Raw genomic sequence first — 18257 nt, forward strand, 5'->3', positions numbered from 1 at the left:
AGTCGTGAAGAATCCGGACGCGACGACGGGCGCTGAATCCAGGGGAGTTGCGACCGGATCAATGCGTCACCCTTGGCAGCGTCAGTGCAATGTGAAATATTACTGACGTGCCCACGAGAAGAAGCTCGGATGTCATCGTCGTCGGAGCGGGCGTGGTCGGCGCTGCCTGCGCCTACTACGCGGCCCGCGCCGGCCTCTCCGTCACCGTGATCGACCGCGGCCCCGTCGCGGGCGGCACCACGGGAGCCGGGGAGGGCAACCTCCTGGTCTCCGACAAGGAGCCCGGCCCCGAACTCGATCTCGCGCTGCTGTCCACGGGGTTGTGGCAGGAACTGGCGGAACTGCTCCCGCCGCAGATCGAGTTCGAGCCCAAGGGCGGCCTCGTGGTCGCCGCCGACGAGACCGGGATGCGGGCCCTGCGGGACTTCGCGGCCGGACAGGGCAAGGCCGGTGTGCGGGCGGAGGAGGTCCCCGCGGACCGCTTGCGGGAGCTGGAACCGCATCTGACATCCGGCCTGGCAGGGGGCTTCCACTATCCGCAGGACGCTCAGGTGATGCCGGCCCTGGCCGCCGCCCATCTCCTGCGGGCGGGCGGTGAGCGGGTGCGCCTGAGGCTCGGTGAGGAGGTCACCGGCCTGCTGACCACGGCGGACGGGGCGGTGCGGGGGGTGCGTACGGCGGCCGGCGAGGTCTCTGCCCCGTACGTGGTCAATGCGGCCGGCACCTGGGGCGGCGAGTTCGCCCGGCTCGCGGGCGTCGAACTCCCGGTGCTGCCGCGCCGCGGCTTCGTGCTCGTCACCGAACCGCTGCCACGGGTGGTACGGCGCAAGGTGTACGCGGCCGACTACGTGGCCGACGTCGCCAGCGGCTCGGCGGCACTCCAGACCTCGGCGGTGGTCGAGGGCACCGCTGCCGGACCCGTTCTGATCGGCGCCAGCCGGGAACGGGTCGGCTTCGACCGGACGGTGTCGACCGAGGTGTTGCGCCGCCTGGCGGCCCAGGCCACCGCCCTGTTCCCGGCGCTCGCCGGGGTCCGCGCGATGCGGACGTATGTGGGCTTCCGGCCGTACCTGCCCGACCATCTGCCGGCCATCGGCCCCGATCCGCGGGTGCCCGGTCTGCTGCACGCCTGCGGTCACGAAGGCGCGGGAATCGGCCTCGCCCCGGCCACCGGGCTGCTCATCGCGCGGTCCCTGAGCGGGGGCGAACCGCCCCTGGACCCGGGCCCGTTCAGCCCCGCCCGCTTCGAAGCCGCCGCCTGACCCGTCCGCTACGAGAGGAGGCCCGCAGTGGCCCGTACCCCCGCCGAACTGGCAGGGGCGAACCCCGGCCCGCCGTTCGAGATCACGATGGACGGCCGTCCGGTCCCCGCCCTGCCCGGCCAGTCCGTCGCCGCGGCCCTGTGGTCCGCCGGCATCCTCGCCTGGCGCACCACCCGCACCACCGGCCGTCCGCGGGGTGCCTTCTGCGGTATCGGGCAGTGCTACGACTGCCTCGCCACCATCAACGGGGAGCCCAACCGCCGGGCCTGTCTGGTGCCCGCAAGCCCCGGCGACGTGATCACCACCCAGGAGGGACACGGCCATGCCCGCATCGGCGTCTGACCCGTACGACCTCGCGGTGATCGGCGCGGGGGCCGCCGGTCTCGCCGGCGCCGTCACGGCAGCCGAACTCGGTCTGACGGTGGCCCTGTTGGACGCCGCACCGCAGACCGGCGGCCAGTTCTACCGGCATCCGGCACCGGCCGTGGGCGCGGCCCGGCCCGAAGCCTTGCACCATGACTGGGCGGCCTTCGCCGAACTGCGCCGGCGCCTGGAGCGGAGCGATGTCCGCCGGCTGTCCGGGCACCATGTCTGGGCCGTCACGAAGGAGGACGGTGACCTGTGGGCGGTGCACGCCGTCACCGGGCCCGACGGCACCGGGGAGCAATCGGTCCGGGTGCGGGCCCGTACGGTCCTGTTCGCGACCGGCGCCTATGAACGCCAACTCCCCTTTCCCGGCTGGACCGTACCGGGGGTCGTGGGCGCCGGGGGAGCGCAGGCCATGCTCAAGTCGGGCTTGGTGCTGCCCGGTAAGCGGATCGTCGTGGCGGGCAGCGGGCCCCTGCTGCTCGCGGTCGCCGCGTCGCTGGCCGCCGCCGGTGCGCAGGTTCCCGCCGTGATCGAGGCGTCCGGCTATCTGGGGTACGCACGACACCCCCGTGCGCTCGCCGCCAATCCGCACAAGCTCGTGGAGGCGGCGGTCCACGGGGCCGCCCTGCTGCGGCACCGGGTCCGGCTGCGCACCCGCAGTGCGGTCACCGAGGTGCACGGCACCGACCGGGTGGCGGCCGTCACCGTCACCCGGCTCGACCGCGACTGGCGGCCCGTGCGGGGGACGGGCCGGCGGATCGCGTGCGACGCGCTCGCGGTGGGCCACGGCCTGGTCCCGCAGATCGAACTGGCCACCGCACTCGGCTGCGCCACCCGCCGCACCGCGGACGGAACATCCGGCCTGGCCCTGACCGGCCTTCAGGAAACCTCCGTACGCGGGCTGTGGGCGGCGGGGGAGACCGGGGGAGTGGGCGGCGCCCCGCTCGCCCGGGTGGAAGGGGAACTGGCCGGGCTCGCGGCAGCCGCCCGGCTCCAGGGGCGCCCGGCCGACGAAGGGCGCGTACGGGCGCTGCGGCGTCGGCAGGACCGGATGCGTGCCTTCGCCGAGGCGATGGCCGTCAGCCATGCACCGGCGGCGGGCTGGACGGGCTGGCTGACCGATGACACGGAGGTCTGCCGCTGCGAGGAAGTGACCGCCGGAACGATCCGCGAGGCCGTCACCGGCCTCGGCGCCCGTGACGCCCGCACCGTCAAACTCCTCACCCGGGCCGGTATGGGCTGGTGCCAGGGACGGATGTGCGGGACGGCAGCGGCGTGCCTCGCGGCAGGTGACGGAGCGGCGGAACCACTCGCCGAACGCCGTCCGTTCGCGGTACCCGTTCCGCTCTCGGCGCTCGCCTCGGCCGGCGACCCCGCCGGAAGCCGGCCGGACGCCGCCCCGCCCGTCGACGACTGACCGCCCGTCGCCCTTGTGGCGGCCGCGGACGACCCAATAAAATGTCACACGCTACAGAAGGGTTCACCGGCATGACCGCCCTCACCTGGAACAGCACCCGCCCCTGGCGCGGCATCATGGTCGCCACGGCGCTGCCGCTGCGCGACGATCTGTCCGTCGACCATGACGCCTATGCCCAGCACGTCCGTTGGCTGATCGAGCAGGGCTGCGACGGCGTCGTACCGAACGGCTCGCTCGGCGAGTACCAGACCCTCACCGACGACGAGCGGGCCCGCGTGGTGCGGACCGCGGTCGAAGCGGCGGGCGACGGCGCGCGGGTCATGCCCGGCGTCGCCGCCTACGGCAGCGCCGAGTCCCGCCGCTGGGCGGAGCAGGCGGGCGAGGCGGGCTGCGGCTCGGTCCTGCTGCTGCCCCCGAACGCCTACCGCGCCGACGAACCGGCCGTCCGCGCCCACTACGCCGAGGCCGCCAAGGCGGGGGTGCCGGTCGTCGCGTACAACAACCCCCTCGACACCAAGGTGGATCTGACACCCGGGCTGCTGGCCCGGCTGCACCAGGACGGCAGCATCGTCGCGGTCAAGGAATTCTCCGGCGACGTACGGCGCGCCTACGAGATCGCCGAACTCGCCCCGGAACTCGACCTGTTGATCGGCGCGGACGATGTCCTGCTGGAACTCGCCGTGGCCGGTGCGGTCGGCTGGGTCGCCGGCTACCCCAACGCCTTCCCCGCCACCTGCGCCGCGCTGTACCACGCCGCCGTCGCCGGTGACCTGGACACCGCCCTGCCGCTCTACAAGTCCCTGCACCCGCTGCTGCGCTGGGACTCGAAGACGGAGTTCGTCCAGTGCATCAAGCTGTCCATGGACCTCGTCGGCCGCCACGGTGGCCCCGCCCGCCCGCCGCGCTCCCCGCTCACCGGGGAGATCGAGGCCGAAGTCCGGGCCGCCACCGAGAAGGCCGTCGCCGCCGGACACCACTGACCGCATCCGTGCCGCTTCGAAAGGACTCATGGTGCGTACGCGTCATGTCTTCCACGCCGTCGACTCGCACACCGAGGGCATGCCCACGCGGGTGATCACCGGTGGCGTCGGGGTGCTGCCCGGCGCCACCATGGCCGAGCGCAGACTCCACTTCATCGAGCACCTCGACCACCTCAGGACCCTCCTGATGTACGAGCCGCGGGGGCACTCCGCCATGAGCGGCGCCATCCTCCAGCCGCCCACCCGCGCCGACGCCGACTACGGCGTCCTCTACATCGAGGTCTCCGGTCTGCTGCCGATGTGCGGGCACGGCACCATCGGGGTCGCCACTGTCCTCGTCGAGTCGGGCATGGTGCCGGTGACCGAGCCGGTCACTCCGGTGCGGCTCGACACCCCGGCCGGTCTGGTCGCCGTCGACGTACACGTGGCGGACGGGGTGGCGAAGTCGGTCACCCTCACCAATGTGCCCGCCTTCTGCGCCGGCCTGGACCGGACCGTGGAGGTCCCGGGATTCGGGAGGGTCACCTACGACCTCGCCTTCGGCGGCAACTTCTACGCCTTCGTCGAACTCGACGCGCTGGGGCTGCCGTTCGACCGGGCCCGCAAGGACGATCTGCTGGCCACCGGACTGGCCGTCATGACGGCGATCAACGCCTCGCCGGACCGTCCGGTCCACCCCGAGCAGCCGGAGATCGCCGGCGTCAAGCATGTCTACCTGGCCGCCCCCGGCTCGGACGCCCAGCACTCGCGGCACGCGATGGCGATCCATCCGGGCTGGTTCGACCGCTCGCCCTGCGGCACCGGCACCTCGGCGCGGATGGCGCAGCTGCACGCCCGCGGTGAACTGCCCCTGAACCGGGACTTCGTCAACGAGTCCTTCATCGGCACCCGTTTCACCGGCCGGCTGGTCGCCGAGACCGAGGTCGGCGGACGGCCCGCCGTGGTGCCGACCGTCACCGGCCGCGCCTGGATCACCGGCACCGCCCAGTACTTCCTCGACCCGGACGACCCCTTCCCCGGAGGCTTCCTCCTGTGACCACCGCCGTCGCTTCCGTCACCTCCCGCAATCCGGCCGATCCGTCCGATGTCCTGGTGTCGGTTCCGGCCCCCGGAGCCTTCGCCGCGGCGGATGCCGTCGAGCGGGCCCGCGCGGCCCAGCCCGCCTGGCTGGCCGGTGGTGCCGCCGCCCGCTCGGCCGCCCTGGGCGCGGTCGCCACCGCCCTTGAGGCCGCCGCGGACGAACTGGCCGCGCTCGCCGTACGCGAAGTGGGCAAGCCGCTCACCGAGGCGCGCGCCGAGATCGCCAGAAGCGTCGCGATCTGGCGCTACTACGCCCAGGCCCCCTACGAACCCCTCGGTGCCGTGCACGAGACCGCCGTCGGCCCGGGGCTGCTGCTGACCCGCCGCCGTCCTTACGGGGTCGCCGGCCTCCTCACCCCCTGGAACTTCCCGTTCGCCATTCCGAGCTGGAAGGCGGCTCCGGCACTCGCCGCGGGCAACGCGGTGGTCCTCAAGCCCGCCCCCGAGGCGACGGCCTGCGCCCGGCGCCTCGCCTCCCTCGTCGAGCAGGCCCTGCCGACCGGGGTGTGCACGGTGCTGCCCGGCGGAGCGACCGAGGGCAACGCACTCGTCTCCGTCGCCGACGTCATCTCCTTCACCGGCTCGACGACCGTCGGCCGCGCGGTCGTGCAGGCCGCCACGGCCCGGGGCGTCCCGGTCCAGGCCGAGATGGGCGGTCTGAACGCGGCCCTGGTCCTCCCGGACGCGGACATCGAGCAGGCCGCGCGCCATATCGCCACCGCGATCGCCGGATACGCGGGCCAGAAGTGCACCGCCACCCGTCGTGTGATCGCGGTCGGACCGGCGCTCGGCCCCCTGCGGGAAGCGCTCGCGGAAGCCCTGCGTGCGGTGCCGGTCGGTGACCCGGCCGACCCCGCCACCGTGTGCGGGCCCCTCATCAACGAGCAGGCCCGCGACCGGGTCACCCGCGCCCGGGACGGCCTCTCGGTCCTGGCGGGCGGAACCGCGCCCGGCCTCCCCGGCTGGTACGCGGCCCCTACCCTGGTCGAGCAGGTGCCCCCGGGCCATCAGCTGCTGCGCGAGGAGGTCTTCGGACCGGTCGCGGCGCTGCTGCCCGCCGACGACCTGGCCCATGCGGTCCGGATCTCCAACTCGGTCCCGTACGGCCTGGTCACCTCGGTCCACTCGGCCGGTCTGGATCCGGTCCTGCACGGGCTCGACCAGCTCGACACCGGAATGATCAGAGTCAACGCCCCGTCCACCGGAGTCGACTTCCATCTGCCGTTCGGCGGCGCCAAGGAATCCGGCCACGGACCGCGGGAACAGGGCCGCGCCGCCCTGGAGTTCTACACCTCCAGCCGTACGTACACCCTCTCCACGGTGGGAGCAATGTGAAATTGTATGCTGGTGATCCGCTCCGCCAGGAAGGGATCACCACCGCCATGGGGCACCTGAAGCACCGCGATCTCAACGCCACCCGGGAGCGGCTGCGCGACCAGGTCGCCCATGCCCTGCGCGCCGCCCTGATCTCCGGTGAACTGCGGCCGGGGGAGGTGTACTCGGCGCCGGTGCTGGCCGAGGACTTCGGGATCTCGGCCACGCCCGTGCGCGAGGCGATGCTCGACCTGGCGCGCGAGGGCCTGGTCGAGCCCGTCCGCAACAAGGGCTTCCGGGTCACCGAAGTCAATGAGCGCGACCTCGACCAGTACACCGAGATCCGCGCACTCATCGAGATTCCCATGGTCGGGCGGATCACCCGCTCCGCCGCCCGCGCGGAGCTGGAGGCGCTGCGGCCGGTCGCCGAGGAGATCGTGCGCGCCGCGCGCGACCACGACCTCATCGGCTACCTGGAGGCCGACCGGCAGTTCCACCTCGAACTGCTCGGCCTCAGCGGCAATGACCGCCTCGTCGAGACCGTCGGTGACCTGCGCAAGCGCTCACGGCTCTACGGGCTCACGGCCCTGGACGAGCGGGGCGAGCTGATCCCGTCGGCCGAGGAACACCTCGAACTCCTCGACCTGATGCTGGCGGGCGAGGCGAAGGCCGCCGAGAAGTGCATGGCCAAGCACCTGGGCCATGTCCGCTCGCTCTGGGCCAGGAGCGGGACCGCGGCGAAATCCGCCACGTAGCGGGCCGACGGCAGCGGGCCCTGTCCCCTTACGGACAGCGACGCCGTCCGCCCTCCCGCCGGTCCATGCGATGTCACGCTTCATGCCGCCCCCGGGCTGTGGAAGGGACCCATGAACCCCGCATACACCACCGTCGACCACCTCTTCACCGTCCCCCTGGACCACTCCGCCCCCACCGGGGAACACATACAGGTCTTCGCCCGCGAGGTCGTCGACCCGGTCCGTGCGGACGAGCGGCTGCCCTGGCTGCTGTACTTGCAAGGCGGTCCGGGCGGCAAATCCCCCCGCCCATCGGCCGGCTCACCCGGCTGGCTGGACCAGGCACTCCAGACCCACCGGGTGCTCCTGCTCGACCAGCGCGGCACCGGCCGTTCCACCCCGGTCACCGCCCGAGCCGCCGCCCGCTTCGCCTCACCCGCCCAACTCGCCGCCTACCTGGGCCACTTCCGCGCCGACTCGATAGTGGCCGACGCCGAACTGATCCGCCGGCAACTCTGCGCGGACGAACCCTGGGAGACCCTCGGCCAGAGCTACGGCGGCTTCCTCACCCTCACCTACCTCTCCCGCGCCCCCGAGGGCCTGCGGGCCTGCTACGTGACCGGTGGTCTGCCCGGTCTCACCGCCACCGCCGACGAGGTCTACGCCCGCACCTACCCGCGGGTGCGGGACCGCGTCCTCGACTTCTACGCCCGCTACCCGGACGACGCCCGCCGCCTCCGCCGGATCGCCGATCTCCTCACGGCCACCGAGGTCCGGCTGCCCGACGGCGACCGCCTCACCACCCGCCGGCTGCGCACCCTCGGCCTCGCCCTCGGTATGGGCGACGGCTTCGAGCGGCTCCACTGGCTGCTCGATGAATCCCTGGACGCCGACGGCGAGTTGACCGACACCTTTCTCCATCAGGTGCGGAATCTGACCGGCTTCACCGACAATCCGCTGTACGCCGTGCTTCAGGAGACGCTCTACGGGCAGGGCGCCGGCCCGACGGGCTGGGCAGCCTCCCGGGCCCTCGACGGCTTCGCCGAATTCACCGAGGAGGCGGACCCCCTCCTCCTCACCGGAGAAATGATCTACCCCTGGATGTTCCGGGAGATCAGCGGCCTGCGACCCTTCGCCGACGCCGCCGACCTGCTGGCCGCCCGCCCCGACTGGCCGCCGCTGTACGACCACCGGCGCCTCGCCACCAACCGGGTCCCGCTCGCCGCGATCGTCTACCACGACGACATGTACGTCGACGCGGGCCTCTCCCTGCGCACCGCCCGCGAGGTCGGCGCCACCCGCGTCTGGGTCACCAACGAGTGGGAGCACGACGGCGTCACCGCCTCCGGTGGCCGGGTGCTGGCCCGCCTGATGGACCTGGCCGCGGGCCGCGCGTAACCCCTCCCGCCCGTCCCCCGGCTTCCTTCTCCTGCCACTGCCTCCGATGGGAGAGTCATGCCCGCCCTGCCCACCCGTCTGCGTCCCCTCGCCGCGGCCTTCGCCCTCCTCGCGGGTCTCGCGCCGCCGACCACCGCGGCCGCCACGACCCAGCCCAACTCCCTTGCCCCCGCCGCAGATTGCGCGCTCCCCGGCAAGACCGGCTGGACCGACGAGGGACACCACACCGACCGCACCCGGTTCCAGCACGCCGGTGGCACCCACCGCGTGCTGACCCTCTTCGTGGACTTCCCCGACGCCCGGGCCACCGACTCCACGGACGCCTACGCCGCTCACCTCGCCCCGGCCGCCGCCTGGATGAGCCGCGCCAGCTACGGCCGCTCCCGGCTCACCATCCGCTCGCTGCACCGCTGGATCCGGATGCCCGCGGACTCCACCTCGTACGGGTTCACCCGCGGCCTCACCTTCGAGGCCCACGAGAAGTACCTGCGCGATGCGGTCACCGCCGCCGACCCCTTCGCGGATCTCTCCCGATACGACATGGTCTACGTCGTCCCCGCGAAGGCGGCAGCCGCGATCTCCTTCTCCCCGACCTACCTCTACGACCCGGCCACGCCCGGCGTCACCGCCGACGGCCGCCGCATCAAATGGGCCGTCACTTTCGGCCAGGACATGTGGCGTTGGGGACACAAGGTCGCCGCCCACGAGACCGGCCACACCTTCGGCCTCCCCGACCTGTACTCCTTCACCGGCGCCACCCACCAATACGCCGGCGGCTGGGACGTCATGGGCAATATCGCCGGCCCGGCGCCGCAGTACCTCGGCTGGCACTCGTGGAAGCTCGGCTGGGTCCGCGACGACCAGGTCGCCTGCCTGCCGCGGACCGGACGCCGTACGGTACGGCTCTCCCCGGTGGAGCGCCCCGGTGGAACCAAGATCGCCGTACTGCGCACCGGCGAGACCACGGCGTACGTCGCCGAATCCCGCCGCGCCGAGGGCGCTGACCAGAACGCCTGCTCCACCGGCGTCCTCCTCTACAAGGCCGACTCCGCCACCCGGACCGGCGACGGGCCGATAAGGATCATCAACGCCCACCCGGCCCCCACTCCACCCACCGGCTGCACCCCACTGGACCTGGCCGCCTACACGCCCGGTCAGACTTTCACCGACCCGGACACCGGAGCCCGCATCGAGGTCCTCGCGGGCGGTCCGACGGGGGATACGGTGCGACTGAGCAAGGGGTGAGGGGGAGGGGCGCCCCACGGGAAGGGTCGGCGTTGCGGCCGCGGTGAGGACCAGCGGCGAGGCTCCCGCCGAACTGACGCGTCACGGCCGCCGGCCGACTCGCTACGCGCGCGGCGGCGGGCCGGCCAGGGCGTCCAGGACGGTGTTGTACCGGTCGTCGAAGTCGATGCGGGTGATGTCGTCGTAGCGGAAGGACGACGGTGCGGCGGCCCAGCGGGCTCTCGGGTTGACTTCGAGCAGCTTGAGCCGCTTCTTTCCCGTGCGCACCGGTGCGCCGATGTACACCGCGCCGGGGTTCAGGTCCTCTTCGAAGACGGATATCAGGTGGTAGTGCCTGCTCACCGACTCCACCAGGGACCGGACGTCCGTCAGTGAGAGTTCACCACGCGGCTGCGGGGGCGGCCACGGGCCGTGCCGCTGTAGCCAGCGCACCGTCAGATCGTGCGGGCCCCGGCGTCGGACCTGCACGATGTCGCGGGTTCGGAGCGCCACGAAACCGTCCAGGGCGAGGCGGCCGCACTCCGCGATCAACGTCCATGAGGGGGTCACCTCGATCACGAAACCCTCAAGCTCGTCACTGTCCGGAAGGGCGCGCACGAGACGGGTGAACTGATGCTTCTCGGCGGCCTCTTGCAGCTGCCGGCGGATCTCCTTGGCCATGGCGTCCATGTTCCTCGCCGTATGTGCCGGGCACCATGTGTTTTGTTCCCGAAGGTGCCGTGCACGGCCCCAACAGCACTCCCTGTCACGGTGGTTGGTGCCCAGGTGAAACCGGACGCTCAGATCTGGCTGAGATTTCCCCTGCTCGCGCCCGGTGTTCCGTATGCTCGCAGGACCGGACTATTTCGAACGGAGGACCGATGAAAGCCACCCTCAGTCGTCTGGCCTCCCGTGCCACGTCTTTCCTGTTGCACGGGCGCCGGCCTCGACTCGATCACCCCGACTCGCACCGGGCCGGCCGGGCCGGCCAGCACGCGGGTGTGATCGACCACTACGTTCCCTCCTCGGTCAACGGGAGCGGCGGAGGAATGTCTCTCCCCGGCTGACCGCGTCACCGCTCACCGGAAGGACGCCGCCTCGGGTGCCGCACGCAGGCCCGGCCTGCGGCGGGCCCCGGGCGCTTCGAGGCCGAACTGATCGAGCACCCCGTCCACCGTGTGGCCGACGAGGTCGTTGACGGTCTCCGGACGCTGGGAGAAGGCCGGCATCGGCGGCTGGATGACCGCGCCCCTCCGGGAGAGCGCCAGCATGTTCTCCAGGTGGATGTCGTTCAACGGCGTCTTCCGGGGCACCAGTACCAGCTTGCGGCGCTGCCTGAGCGTGATGTCGGCCGCGCGGGAGATCAGGCCGTCCGTGCAGCCGGCGCGGATCACGGCCAGCGTCGTCATGCTGCACGGGATGATCACCATGCCGTGCACGGGGAAGGCGTCGGAGGAGATGGCCGCGCCCAGGTCCTCCGGGGGGTGGGTGAAGGCCGCGAGCGCGGCAACCTCCCGGGCGCTGAGAGAGGTCTCCCACTCCAGGGTGCTGTGTGCCCAGCGGCTCATGATCAGATGCACTTCGACCCCGCCGTGCTCCCGCAGCCGCTCCAGCAGCCGTACGCCCAGCACGGCGCCGGTCGCGCCGGTGATGCCCACCACGAGGCGCAGCGGAGCGGACGGGGATGTCGCGCCGATCATGCGCCGCCTCCCGGGAAGCGGCGGTCCTGACGGGGCGTCACGATCCGGCAAAGAGGTGGGGCGAGAGGGGCGTTGCCCTGTCCGTGCATGAGGTTTCCGCTCGGTAGGGGTCATCGGTATGAGGTCCCGCGGACCCATCCTGCGGTATGGCCCTTGCGGCATCCTGCTCCGGCCGCTGACCTGCTCTTGCCGAGGGCCGGGTGCTCCTTGCCGGAACCTTGCCGGTGGCTGATTTCGACGTCTGGAGAGCGCCCGCCGACTGTGCCAAGATCACGTTTTCGGGACGTCGTCGTCCCTTTCGGGCCGCACCCCGTGGCCGGCACGTGTGAGAACGATTGAGGCTCCTGATGTCCGCAGCTCCCCTGCCCGGCCCGCACCAGCGAGCGGGAGCCTCCGGACCTCTCCTTCGCGTCCTGGGGCCCATGACGGCGCAGCACGACGGACGGGAGCTGCCGCTCGGTCCGCCCCGCCGCCGGGCCGTGCTCGCCCTGCTGCTCATCCGGCTGGGCCGGGTCGTCCCCACCGAGGTACTCGTCGAGGAACTCTGGCGGGACGCGCCGCCCCGCCGGCCGGTGGGCGCGCTCCAGAGCCACGTCTCCCACCTGCGCCGGGCACTGGACGTCGCGAAGGGTCCGGGCGAACCGTCCTTGGTGCGCCACCGCGCGCCCGGCTACGTGCTGGGCCTGGCACCGGAGCAGAGCGACGCCCATCGCTTCGAGCAGCTGGTGGCGGAGGGGCGCCGACTGCTGGGGCGGCGGGACGCGGTGGCGGCACGCGACCGGATCGCCGAGGCGCTCGCCCTGTGGCAGGGCTCCCCGTACACGGAGTTCTCCGCCCACCCGGTGCTCCTCGACGAGCGCGGCCGGCTCGAACAGTTACGGCTCACGGCCGTCGAGAGCGGTGCCGAGGCGCGGCTCGCCCTCGGCGGGGCCGAGGAAGTGGCGGCCGAGCTGGCGCAGGAGGCGCGTCGCCATCCGGCCCGGGAACGGCTCATCGGTCATCTGATGACCGCCCTGTCGCAGCTGGGCAGGCAGGCCGAGGCGCTGGAGCTGTACGAGCGGACCCGGAGCCATCTCGTGGCGGAGTTCGGCGTCGACGCCGCGGCCGAACTCCAGCGGATACGCACCGCGATCCTCCGGCAGGAACTCGACGACGGCCCGGCCGCCGCACCGGCCGTGCCGCCCGCCGTCCGGCCTGCCGTGGCGCTGTCCCCGCCCGCGCCCACTCCGGGCGAGGCCGAGCGGCCGGCCCCGCCCGGTGCGGGCGGTGAGCCGGCGGAGCCCGCCGGGCCGTCCCTGTTCGCCGGCCGCGCCCGCGAACTGCGCCTGGTGACCCGGGCCGCCGCCGCGGCCCGCGCCGGACACGGCCATGTGGCCTGTGTCCTCGGTCCCGCCGGTGTCGGCAAGACCCGCTTGTTGACCGAGCTCGCCACGTCCCTGCACGCGTCAGGCGACGCTCCCGACGTGGTGTGGAGTCACTGCTTCCCGGGGGAGGGGGTACCGCCGTACTGGCTCTGGGCCCAGGTCCTGCGCGGGCTGTCGGCCACCCGGCCGGACGCCTTCCGCGCCGCCTGCGCGCCGTTCGAAGCGTTACTGGCCCCGGTGATGCCGAGGCATCCGGCCGACGCCGCGGAGCGGGTGGCGCCCGGCGGTGACTGGGGCCATGCCCGCTTCCTCACCCATGACGCGGTCTGCGAGGTGCTGCTGGAACTGGCCGCCGCCCGCCCGCTGGTGCTGCTCCTGGAGGATCTGCACTGGGCCGACGCCGCCTCGCTGGATCTGCTCAGACTGCTCGTCACCCGGCGCCATGACCGTCCGCTGAGCATCGTGCTGACGACCCGTCAGCCCGAGATGGAGTCCGACACGTCCCTGCGCCGGGCGCTCTCGGAGGTGCTGCGCGGGCCCCGCACCGAGACCCTGCGGCTGGGCGGCCTCTCCCGGCAGGCCGTCGCCTCCCTCGTCGAGGCCCAGGCCGGGCCCGGCGTCCGCGCCGATGTCATCGATGTGCTCCACGAGCGCAGCGGCGGCAACCCGTACTTCGTCACGCAGCTGCTGACCCTGCTCGGCGATGTGCGCCGGCTGCACGAACCGGGAGCCATCGAGGTGCTCCTCGCGAGCGTTCCGGCCGGGGTCCGGGACGCGCTGCGCCAGCGCTTCACGGCGCTGCCCGAACCGGTCCTCCGCGTGCTGCACCTGTGCGCCGTCATCGGCACCGAGGTCGACACCCACCTCCTGGCGCGCACGGCCGGCCCCGACGAGCCCGTCAGCGCCGCCCTGGAGCCGGCGATCGCAGCGGGACTGCTGGCCGAGGACCCGCACCACCCCGACCGCCTGCACTTCGCACATGCGCTGGTGCGGGAGACCCTCACCGACGAACTGGACCGGCAGGTACGCCACCGGCTGCACGCCAGGGTCGCCGAGGCGCTGGCGACCCGGCGCCCCGGCGACGAAGCCGGGGGAGCGGAGGCCGAGCGGGTCGCCCACCACTCCTGGCACGGCCGGTCCGAGCTCCCCGCCGCCCGGGTGCTGCCCCGCCTGCTGCGCGCCGCCGAGGACGCCGAACACCAACTCGCCTACGAACAGGTGGAGATCTGGCTGCGGCGGGCCGTGCACCTGGTCGGCACCCTGCCGCCCGACGACCGGGAGACGCTGCGCCTGGAACAGCGGCTGCACATCCAGCTCGGGCAGGTGCTGGCGACCACCCGCGGCTACGGCGCGGCCGAGGCGGAGGCCGCGCTCCACCGGGGCCGGGCGCTCGGCACGGCGCTCGCCGCCCCCGAGGACCCCTCGGTGCTCTGGGCCCTGTGCGCGGCGCAGCTGGTCACCGGCCGGTACGACGGGTCCCTGCGGTACTCGGGGCTGCTGCGCGAGATCGGCGGGCGTACGGGCGATCCGGTCGCCCTGCTCGGCGCCGCCTACGGCGCGGGCATCGTCCTGCACGTCCGTGGCCGGCTGCCCGAGGCGCTGGCGAAGCTGGAGGAGGGCGTGGCGACGGCGGACCGCTTCGCGCACCAGGCGCTCACGCTCGCCCGCACCTTCCAGCACGACCCCCGGGTCTCGTGCCGCTCCTACAACGCCTTCACCCACTGGCTCATCGGCGACCGTACCGCCGCCGCCGAGCGCCGCCGCGAGCTGCTGCTCCTGACGGAGTTCGACAGCCGGCCCTCCGACCGGGCCTTCGCGCTGTACGTGGACGCGGTCATCGCGGCGTGGGAGGGCGACGTGGACACCGCCGGGCGGTCCGGCGCCGAGGGCACTGGCCTGGCCGAGAACCATGGGTTGCTCTACTGGAAGGCGATGCTCAGCCTGCCCGAGGGCTGGGCCCGGACGCACTCCGGTCAGGCGGCGGACGGTCTCGCCCAGATGCGCTCCGCCCTCGCTGAACTGGGCCGGTCCCGGACCCACTTCCGCCTGCCGCTCCACCTGGGCCTGCTCGGCCAGGCCGAGTACCTGGCCGGCGACCCGGAGGCCGCCGCGCGGACCTTCGGCAGACTCGCCGCCGCGGTCGAGCTGCGCCGCGAACACGTCTAACTCCACCCCGACCTGCCGGCCACCGGGCTTCTGCACGCACTGTCGCCCCGGCGCGTCCCCGAAGGCATCTGACCGGCGGCGCCGGCCCCGGACCGACCACGACCGGCGGTGCACGGGACCGCCTGAACGCTCCGGCCGCCGCACGCCAGGTCCTTGCCATCATCGTGAAATCCGGGGCTTGAAGTTGTCCCTGCGGCAGCTTCTACCGTCATGACCAGGGCCGCAGAGAGCGGCCCGGTGACACATGTGTGAGGAGGCGGCGATGGCCTGGCCGATTGCGGAGGTCGCCCGGATGTCGGGTGTGACGGCCCGGACGCTGCGGCATTACGACGAGATCGGACTGCTGCCGCCGGCCCGGATCGGCACCAACGGTCACCGCTACTACGAGGAGCGCGAGCTGCTGCGGTTGCAGCAAATCCTCGTACTGCGGGCGCTGGGCCTGGGGCTGACCGAGATCGGCCGGGTGCTGGCCGCGCAGATCGACGAACTGGCGGCCCTGCGCGGCCACCACCGCCGGCTGCTCGCCGAGCGCGACCGGCTGGATGCCCTGGCCGGCACCGTCTCCCGCACGATCACCGAACTGGAGCAGTCCGGGAAGGACGGCAGCCCCATGACCGGCATCAACAGACCGGAGAACCTCTTCGAAGGGGTCCAGCCCGCCCAGTACGAGGAGAGCCTGCGTGCCTTCCCGGAACTGGCGGGGGAGGTCGAGCGGAGTACGTCGGCGATGAGCGAGGCGGAGATCGAGGCCGGGCACCGCAAGCGCACGGCGCAGATGATCCGGCTGGCCGAACTGCTGGCCGCCGGAATGCCGGCCGACGCCGAACCGGTGCAGGCCGAGATCGATGCCCAGTACCGGGGGCTGGCCGAACTCCGGGCCGCCTCCGCCGAGGAGTATCGCGCGATCGGCCGTTCCTGCGTGGACAACGAACAGTGGCACGCGGCATACGAGGCGATCGCACCGGGCCTGGCCGCGTATCAGCGCGATGCCATCGAGGTGTACGCCACGACGCGGCTGAGCTGAGGGGGAGCGGGGCCGCCGCCAGGGCATGGTTCGCCCGTGGCGGCGGCTCCCATCCATGGCCTGCCCGCCGGTCCGCAAGAAAGCGGTCCGGTCAGTCGAGGTCAGGCGCCATCCCCGAGAGGGCGGACGGGTTCCTCGCGAACGCGGCCACATTGCGCGGGCACCGCATGCGTGTGCCGAAGTCCGCGCCGTACGGAGCCTCGTCGTCCGGGTACTCCGGATCGGGCTCCCACTCGTCCGCTTCCTGAATCTCGTACATGAACGTCGTGAGATCGTCCGGGACGACGAACGGCCCTCCATCCCACGGATGCGCGTCATGCGTACAGCTGTCCTCGTGTCGGCGAAGGACAGCAACCGCCCCCTCCAGCGCCTTCTCCGCCCGCCGGACGAGATCCGGCCGCTCGTCACACCACTCCATCCACGGCCCGACCGCAGCGACACCGAGGACCCAGTAGACAGTGGCATCACTGTCCACATCGGTCTCCAGCTGGCCTATGCACAGCTCAATCGTCGCCCACGGGTCCCCGGTGGGGTAGCCACCGATGATGTTCTCGATCCGGCTGGTGAACTCGTCAATGTCACTCCAAGGTCCAAACACGTGGTGACTGACGAGAGGGGGCGGAAGAAGGTTCCCCACCCGTCACTCGGCGCCAAGGATGCCCGAAGCTGCCCGGCGTTCCTTTCCAGCGTTCCAGGTGACGCGTATATCTGCTGGTCACGGCTGGTTCAGACGTTCCCGTATCCCGAACTGCCCGTCGCTGGTGGGGGCTGGGACGGAGCATGCCGCAGGCTCGAATCGAGCCGCCTCGGCAACGCAACAGCCAAACACCGAGGCACGTAACAGCGCAGCACGGTCGAAGCGGCCGAAGGCTGCCGCACCGCCCAGGGCGTTGACCCGATGGAAAGAGCTTGGAGTGCCTTGGTGGCCTTACGGATAGCGATCACCGCTGAACCGATACCTTCACATGTGTCCGCGCTGGACTACGTCACCTGCCCGGCCCTTGAACAGGGCCACCACGTCACGCTCCACGCCCCCCTCATGTTCCGCCGCGAAGCCCGGCGACGCGGGGTGGCGTTCTCCGGGGCCGGTACGAACTGGACGTGCGAGCCCGGCGTCCAGCAGGCGGCGAGCGAGGTCTGGCAGAGGTACGGAAACGCCCCCTTCAACCGGTACGTCTTCGGCCGGCTCTGGCCCGAACAGGCCGAGGCGAAGGCCCATGACCTGCTCACCGCGTGGACCCGGGAGCGGCCCGATCTGGTGATCGCCGAGTGCAGCGACCTCGGCGCGCACCTCGCGGCCAGGGCCTTGCAACTGCCCCTGCTCGCAGCGGACAACGGCCTCGGGCCGGTGCTCCTGGATCTCTGGGACACGCACATCGCGCCCGCGCTGCTTCCCCTCTACAAGCAGTACGAGCAGGACACACCCACGCTCCCCCCGATGCTCACCCCCGCGCCGGTCCACTGGTTCTACGAGGCGCCCCCACCCTCGGCGCGCGCGGTCCGACGCACCGTCGCGGCCTTCCGCACCGCCCTCCCCGAGTGGCTGGACCGTGTCCCCTCCTTCCGCCCGTCGCGCCCGCTCGTCTACGTGAGCCTCGGCACCCTGACCACCGCGATGTCCGGCCTGCGGACCGCCATCGAGAACGTCTACCGGGAGATCATGGCCGCCCTCCACGCGATCGACTGCGACGCGATCGTGTCCGCGGGAGACCTCGCGCCGCACCTGCCGAGCGCGAGCCCTCACATCAAGGTCGTCGAGCACGCCCCGCAGCCCGCGCTTCTGCACCGGGCCGACCTGTTCGTGACGCACGGAGGCCGGGCGTCCCTGCTCGACGCGGTACAGGGGGCAACACCCGTCCTGGGCCTGGGTGTTCTCGCCGATCAGCCCGACAATACCGCCGCGTTCGCCCGCAGCGGCCTGGGCCGGGCGCTGGACGTCACGGCCATACGCGGCGAGATCGCCGACGCCCTGACGGCGCTCCTGGGCACCCCGCGCTACGCCGCCGCCATGAGCGCGGCCGGCGCCGAGCTGTCTCAGCTGCCGCCCTTGGACCTCACGGAAATGCGGGACAGCCTTTAGGGGTAGTGACAGCACCCCGCAGATTAGGGGCTGGTTACGGGTGTGAGGGCGCTCGGCGGCCGGATAGCTTTCCCGTGCGGGGGCATCGGCCTCGACCCCTCGGAGGAAGGGGCGTGATGTCCGTGTGTGTGATGCCGCTGCGGGT

15 protein-coding genes are annotated in these 18257 nt (G+C 72.5%); 12 read left to right on the top strand and 3 right to left on the bottom strand.

The features are described 5' to 3' along the window. The first annotated feature begins 107 nt into the window (after positions 1 to 107). From TU31_RS25695 to TU31_RS25735, 9 genes are all read left to right on the top strand, one after another. Complete coding sequence (locus tag TU31_RS25695; RefSeq protein ID WP_042158625.1) at positions 108 to 1262, top strand: NAD(P)/FAD-dependent oxidoreductase; 1155 nt, start codon at positions 108 to 110, stop codon at positions 1260 to 1262. A 27-nt stretch (positions 1263 to 1289) separates the two neighbouring features. Beyond that, on the top strand, positions 1290 to 1604 hold the full coding sequence (locus TU31_RS25700) for a (2Fe-2S)-binding protein (RefSeq protein ID WP_042158626.1): 315 nt from the start codon (positions 1290 to 1292) through the stop codon (positions 1602 to 1604). Continuing rightward, positions 1585 to 3048 (top strand): NAD(P)/FAD-dependent oxidoreductase, encoded by a 1464-nt coding sequence (locus TU31_RS25705; RefSeq protein ID WP_042158628.1) that lies wholly within the window; start codon positions 1585 to 1587, stop codon positions 3046 to 3048. The genes TU31_RS25700 and TU31_RS25705 overlap by 20 nt, the downstream gene beginning before the upstream one ends. Before the next feature lie 71 nt (positions 3049 to 3119). Further along, complete coding sequence (locus tag TU31_RS25710; protein ID WP_042158630.1) at positions 3120 to 4028, top strand: dihydrodipicolinate synthase family protein; 909 nt, start codon at positions 3120 to 3122, stop codon at positions 4026 to 4028. 31 nt (positions 4029 to 4059) lie between these two features. Beyond that, the gene (locus tag TU31_RS25715; protein ID WP_042158952.1) at positions 4060 to 5064 is read left to right on the top strand and encodes a proline racemase family protein; all 1005 of its coding nucleotides are present in this window, start codon (positions 4060 to 4062) and stop codon (positions 5062 to 5064) included. Continuing rightward, positions 5061 to 6443 carry an aldehyde dehydrogenase family protein gene (locus TU31_RS25720; protein WP_042158631.1) on the top strand — a complete coding sequence of 461 codons (1383 nt, stop codon included), beginning with the start codon at positions 5061 to 5063 and terminating at the stop codon, positions 6441 to 6443. Before TU31_RS25715 ends, TU31_RS25720 begins: the two co-directional genes overlap by 4 nt. Positions 6444 to 6490: 47 nt before the next feature. Continuing rightward, entirely contained in the window at positions 6491 to 7177 is a 687-nt protein-coding gene (locus TU31_RS25725) for a GntR family transcriptional regulator (protein ID WP_042158634.1), read from the top strand. A gap of 111 nt (positions 7178 to 7288) precedes the next feature. After that, positions 7289 to 8554, top strand: a complete 1266-nt coding sequence (locus TU31_RS25730) for an alpha/beta fold hydrolase (protein ID WP_042158637.1) — start codon at positions 7289 to 7291, stop codon at positions 8552 to 8554. A gap of 57 nt (positions 8555 to 8611) precedes the next feature. Beyond that, positions 8612 to 9799 carry a M6 family metalloprotease domain-containing protein gene (locus tag TU31_RS25735; protein ID WP_042158640.1) on the top strand — a complete coding sequence of 396 codons (1188 nt, stop codon included), beginning with the start codon at positions 8612 to 8614 and terminating at the stop codon, positions 9797 to 9799. 102 nt (positions 9800 to 9901) lie between these two features. Here the strand turns inward: TU31_RS25735 and TU31_RS25740 are convergent, their stop codons facing one another. Together TU31_RS25740 and TU31_RS25745 are read right to left on the bottom strand one after the other, a co-directional pair. Further along, entirely contained in the window at positions 9902 to 10459 is a 558-nt protein-coding gene (locus TU31_RS25740) for a hypothetical protein (protein ID WP_158894652.1), read from the bottom strand. A 398-nt stretch (positions 10460 to 10857) separates the two neighbouring features. After that, a complete protein-coding gene (locus TU31_RS25745) occupies positions 10858 to 11448 on the bottom strand; it encodes a UbiX family flavin prenyltransferase (protein ID WP_042158953.1) in 591 nt (196 codons plus the stop codon). Between the two features lie 452 nt (positions 11449 to 11900). Between TU31_RS25745 and TU31_RS25750 the strand changes: the two genes are divergently transcribed. Beyond that, positions 11901 to 15008, top strand: coding sequence for an ATP-binding protein (locus tag TU31_RS25750; RefSeq protein WP_042158954.1), 3108 nt, complete (start codon positions 11901 to 11903; stop codon positions 15006 to 15008). Positions 15009 to 15270: 262 nt separating this feature from the next. Further along, entirely contained in the window at positions 15271 to 16032 is a 762-nt protein-coding gene (locus tag TU31_RS25755) for a MerR family transcriptional regulator (protein ID WP_042158645.1), read from the top strand. A 91-nt stretch (positions 16033 to 16123) separates the two neighbouring features. Here TU31_RS25755 and TU31_RS25760 read toward each other — a convergent pair whose 3' ends face one another. Beyond that, positions 16124 to 16630, bottom strand: a complete 507-nt coding sequence (locus TU31_RS25760; RefSeq protein ID WP_042158647.1) for a hypothetical protein — start codon at positions 16628 to 16630, stop codon at positions 16124 to 16126. A 369-nt stretch (positions 16631 to 16999) separates the two neighbouring features. Here TU31_RS25760 and TU31_RS25765 point away from each other — a divergent pair, with 369 nt between their 5' ends. After that, positions 17000 to 18112: a glycosyltransferase gene (locus TU31_RS25765; protein ID WP_245698708.1), complete on the top strand. Its 1113-nt coding sequence runs from the start codon at positions 17000 to 17002 to the stop codon at positions 18110 to 18112. The last annotated feature ends 145 nt before the right edge of the window (positions 18113 to 18257 follow it).

The organism is Streptomyces lydicamycinicus, from assembly GCF_000829715.2.
GTDB lineage: Bacteria > Actinomycetota > Actinomycetes > Streptomycetales > Streptomycetaceae > Streptomyces > Streptomyces lydicamycinicus.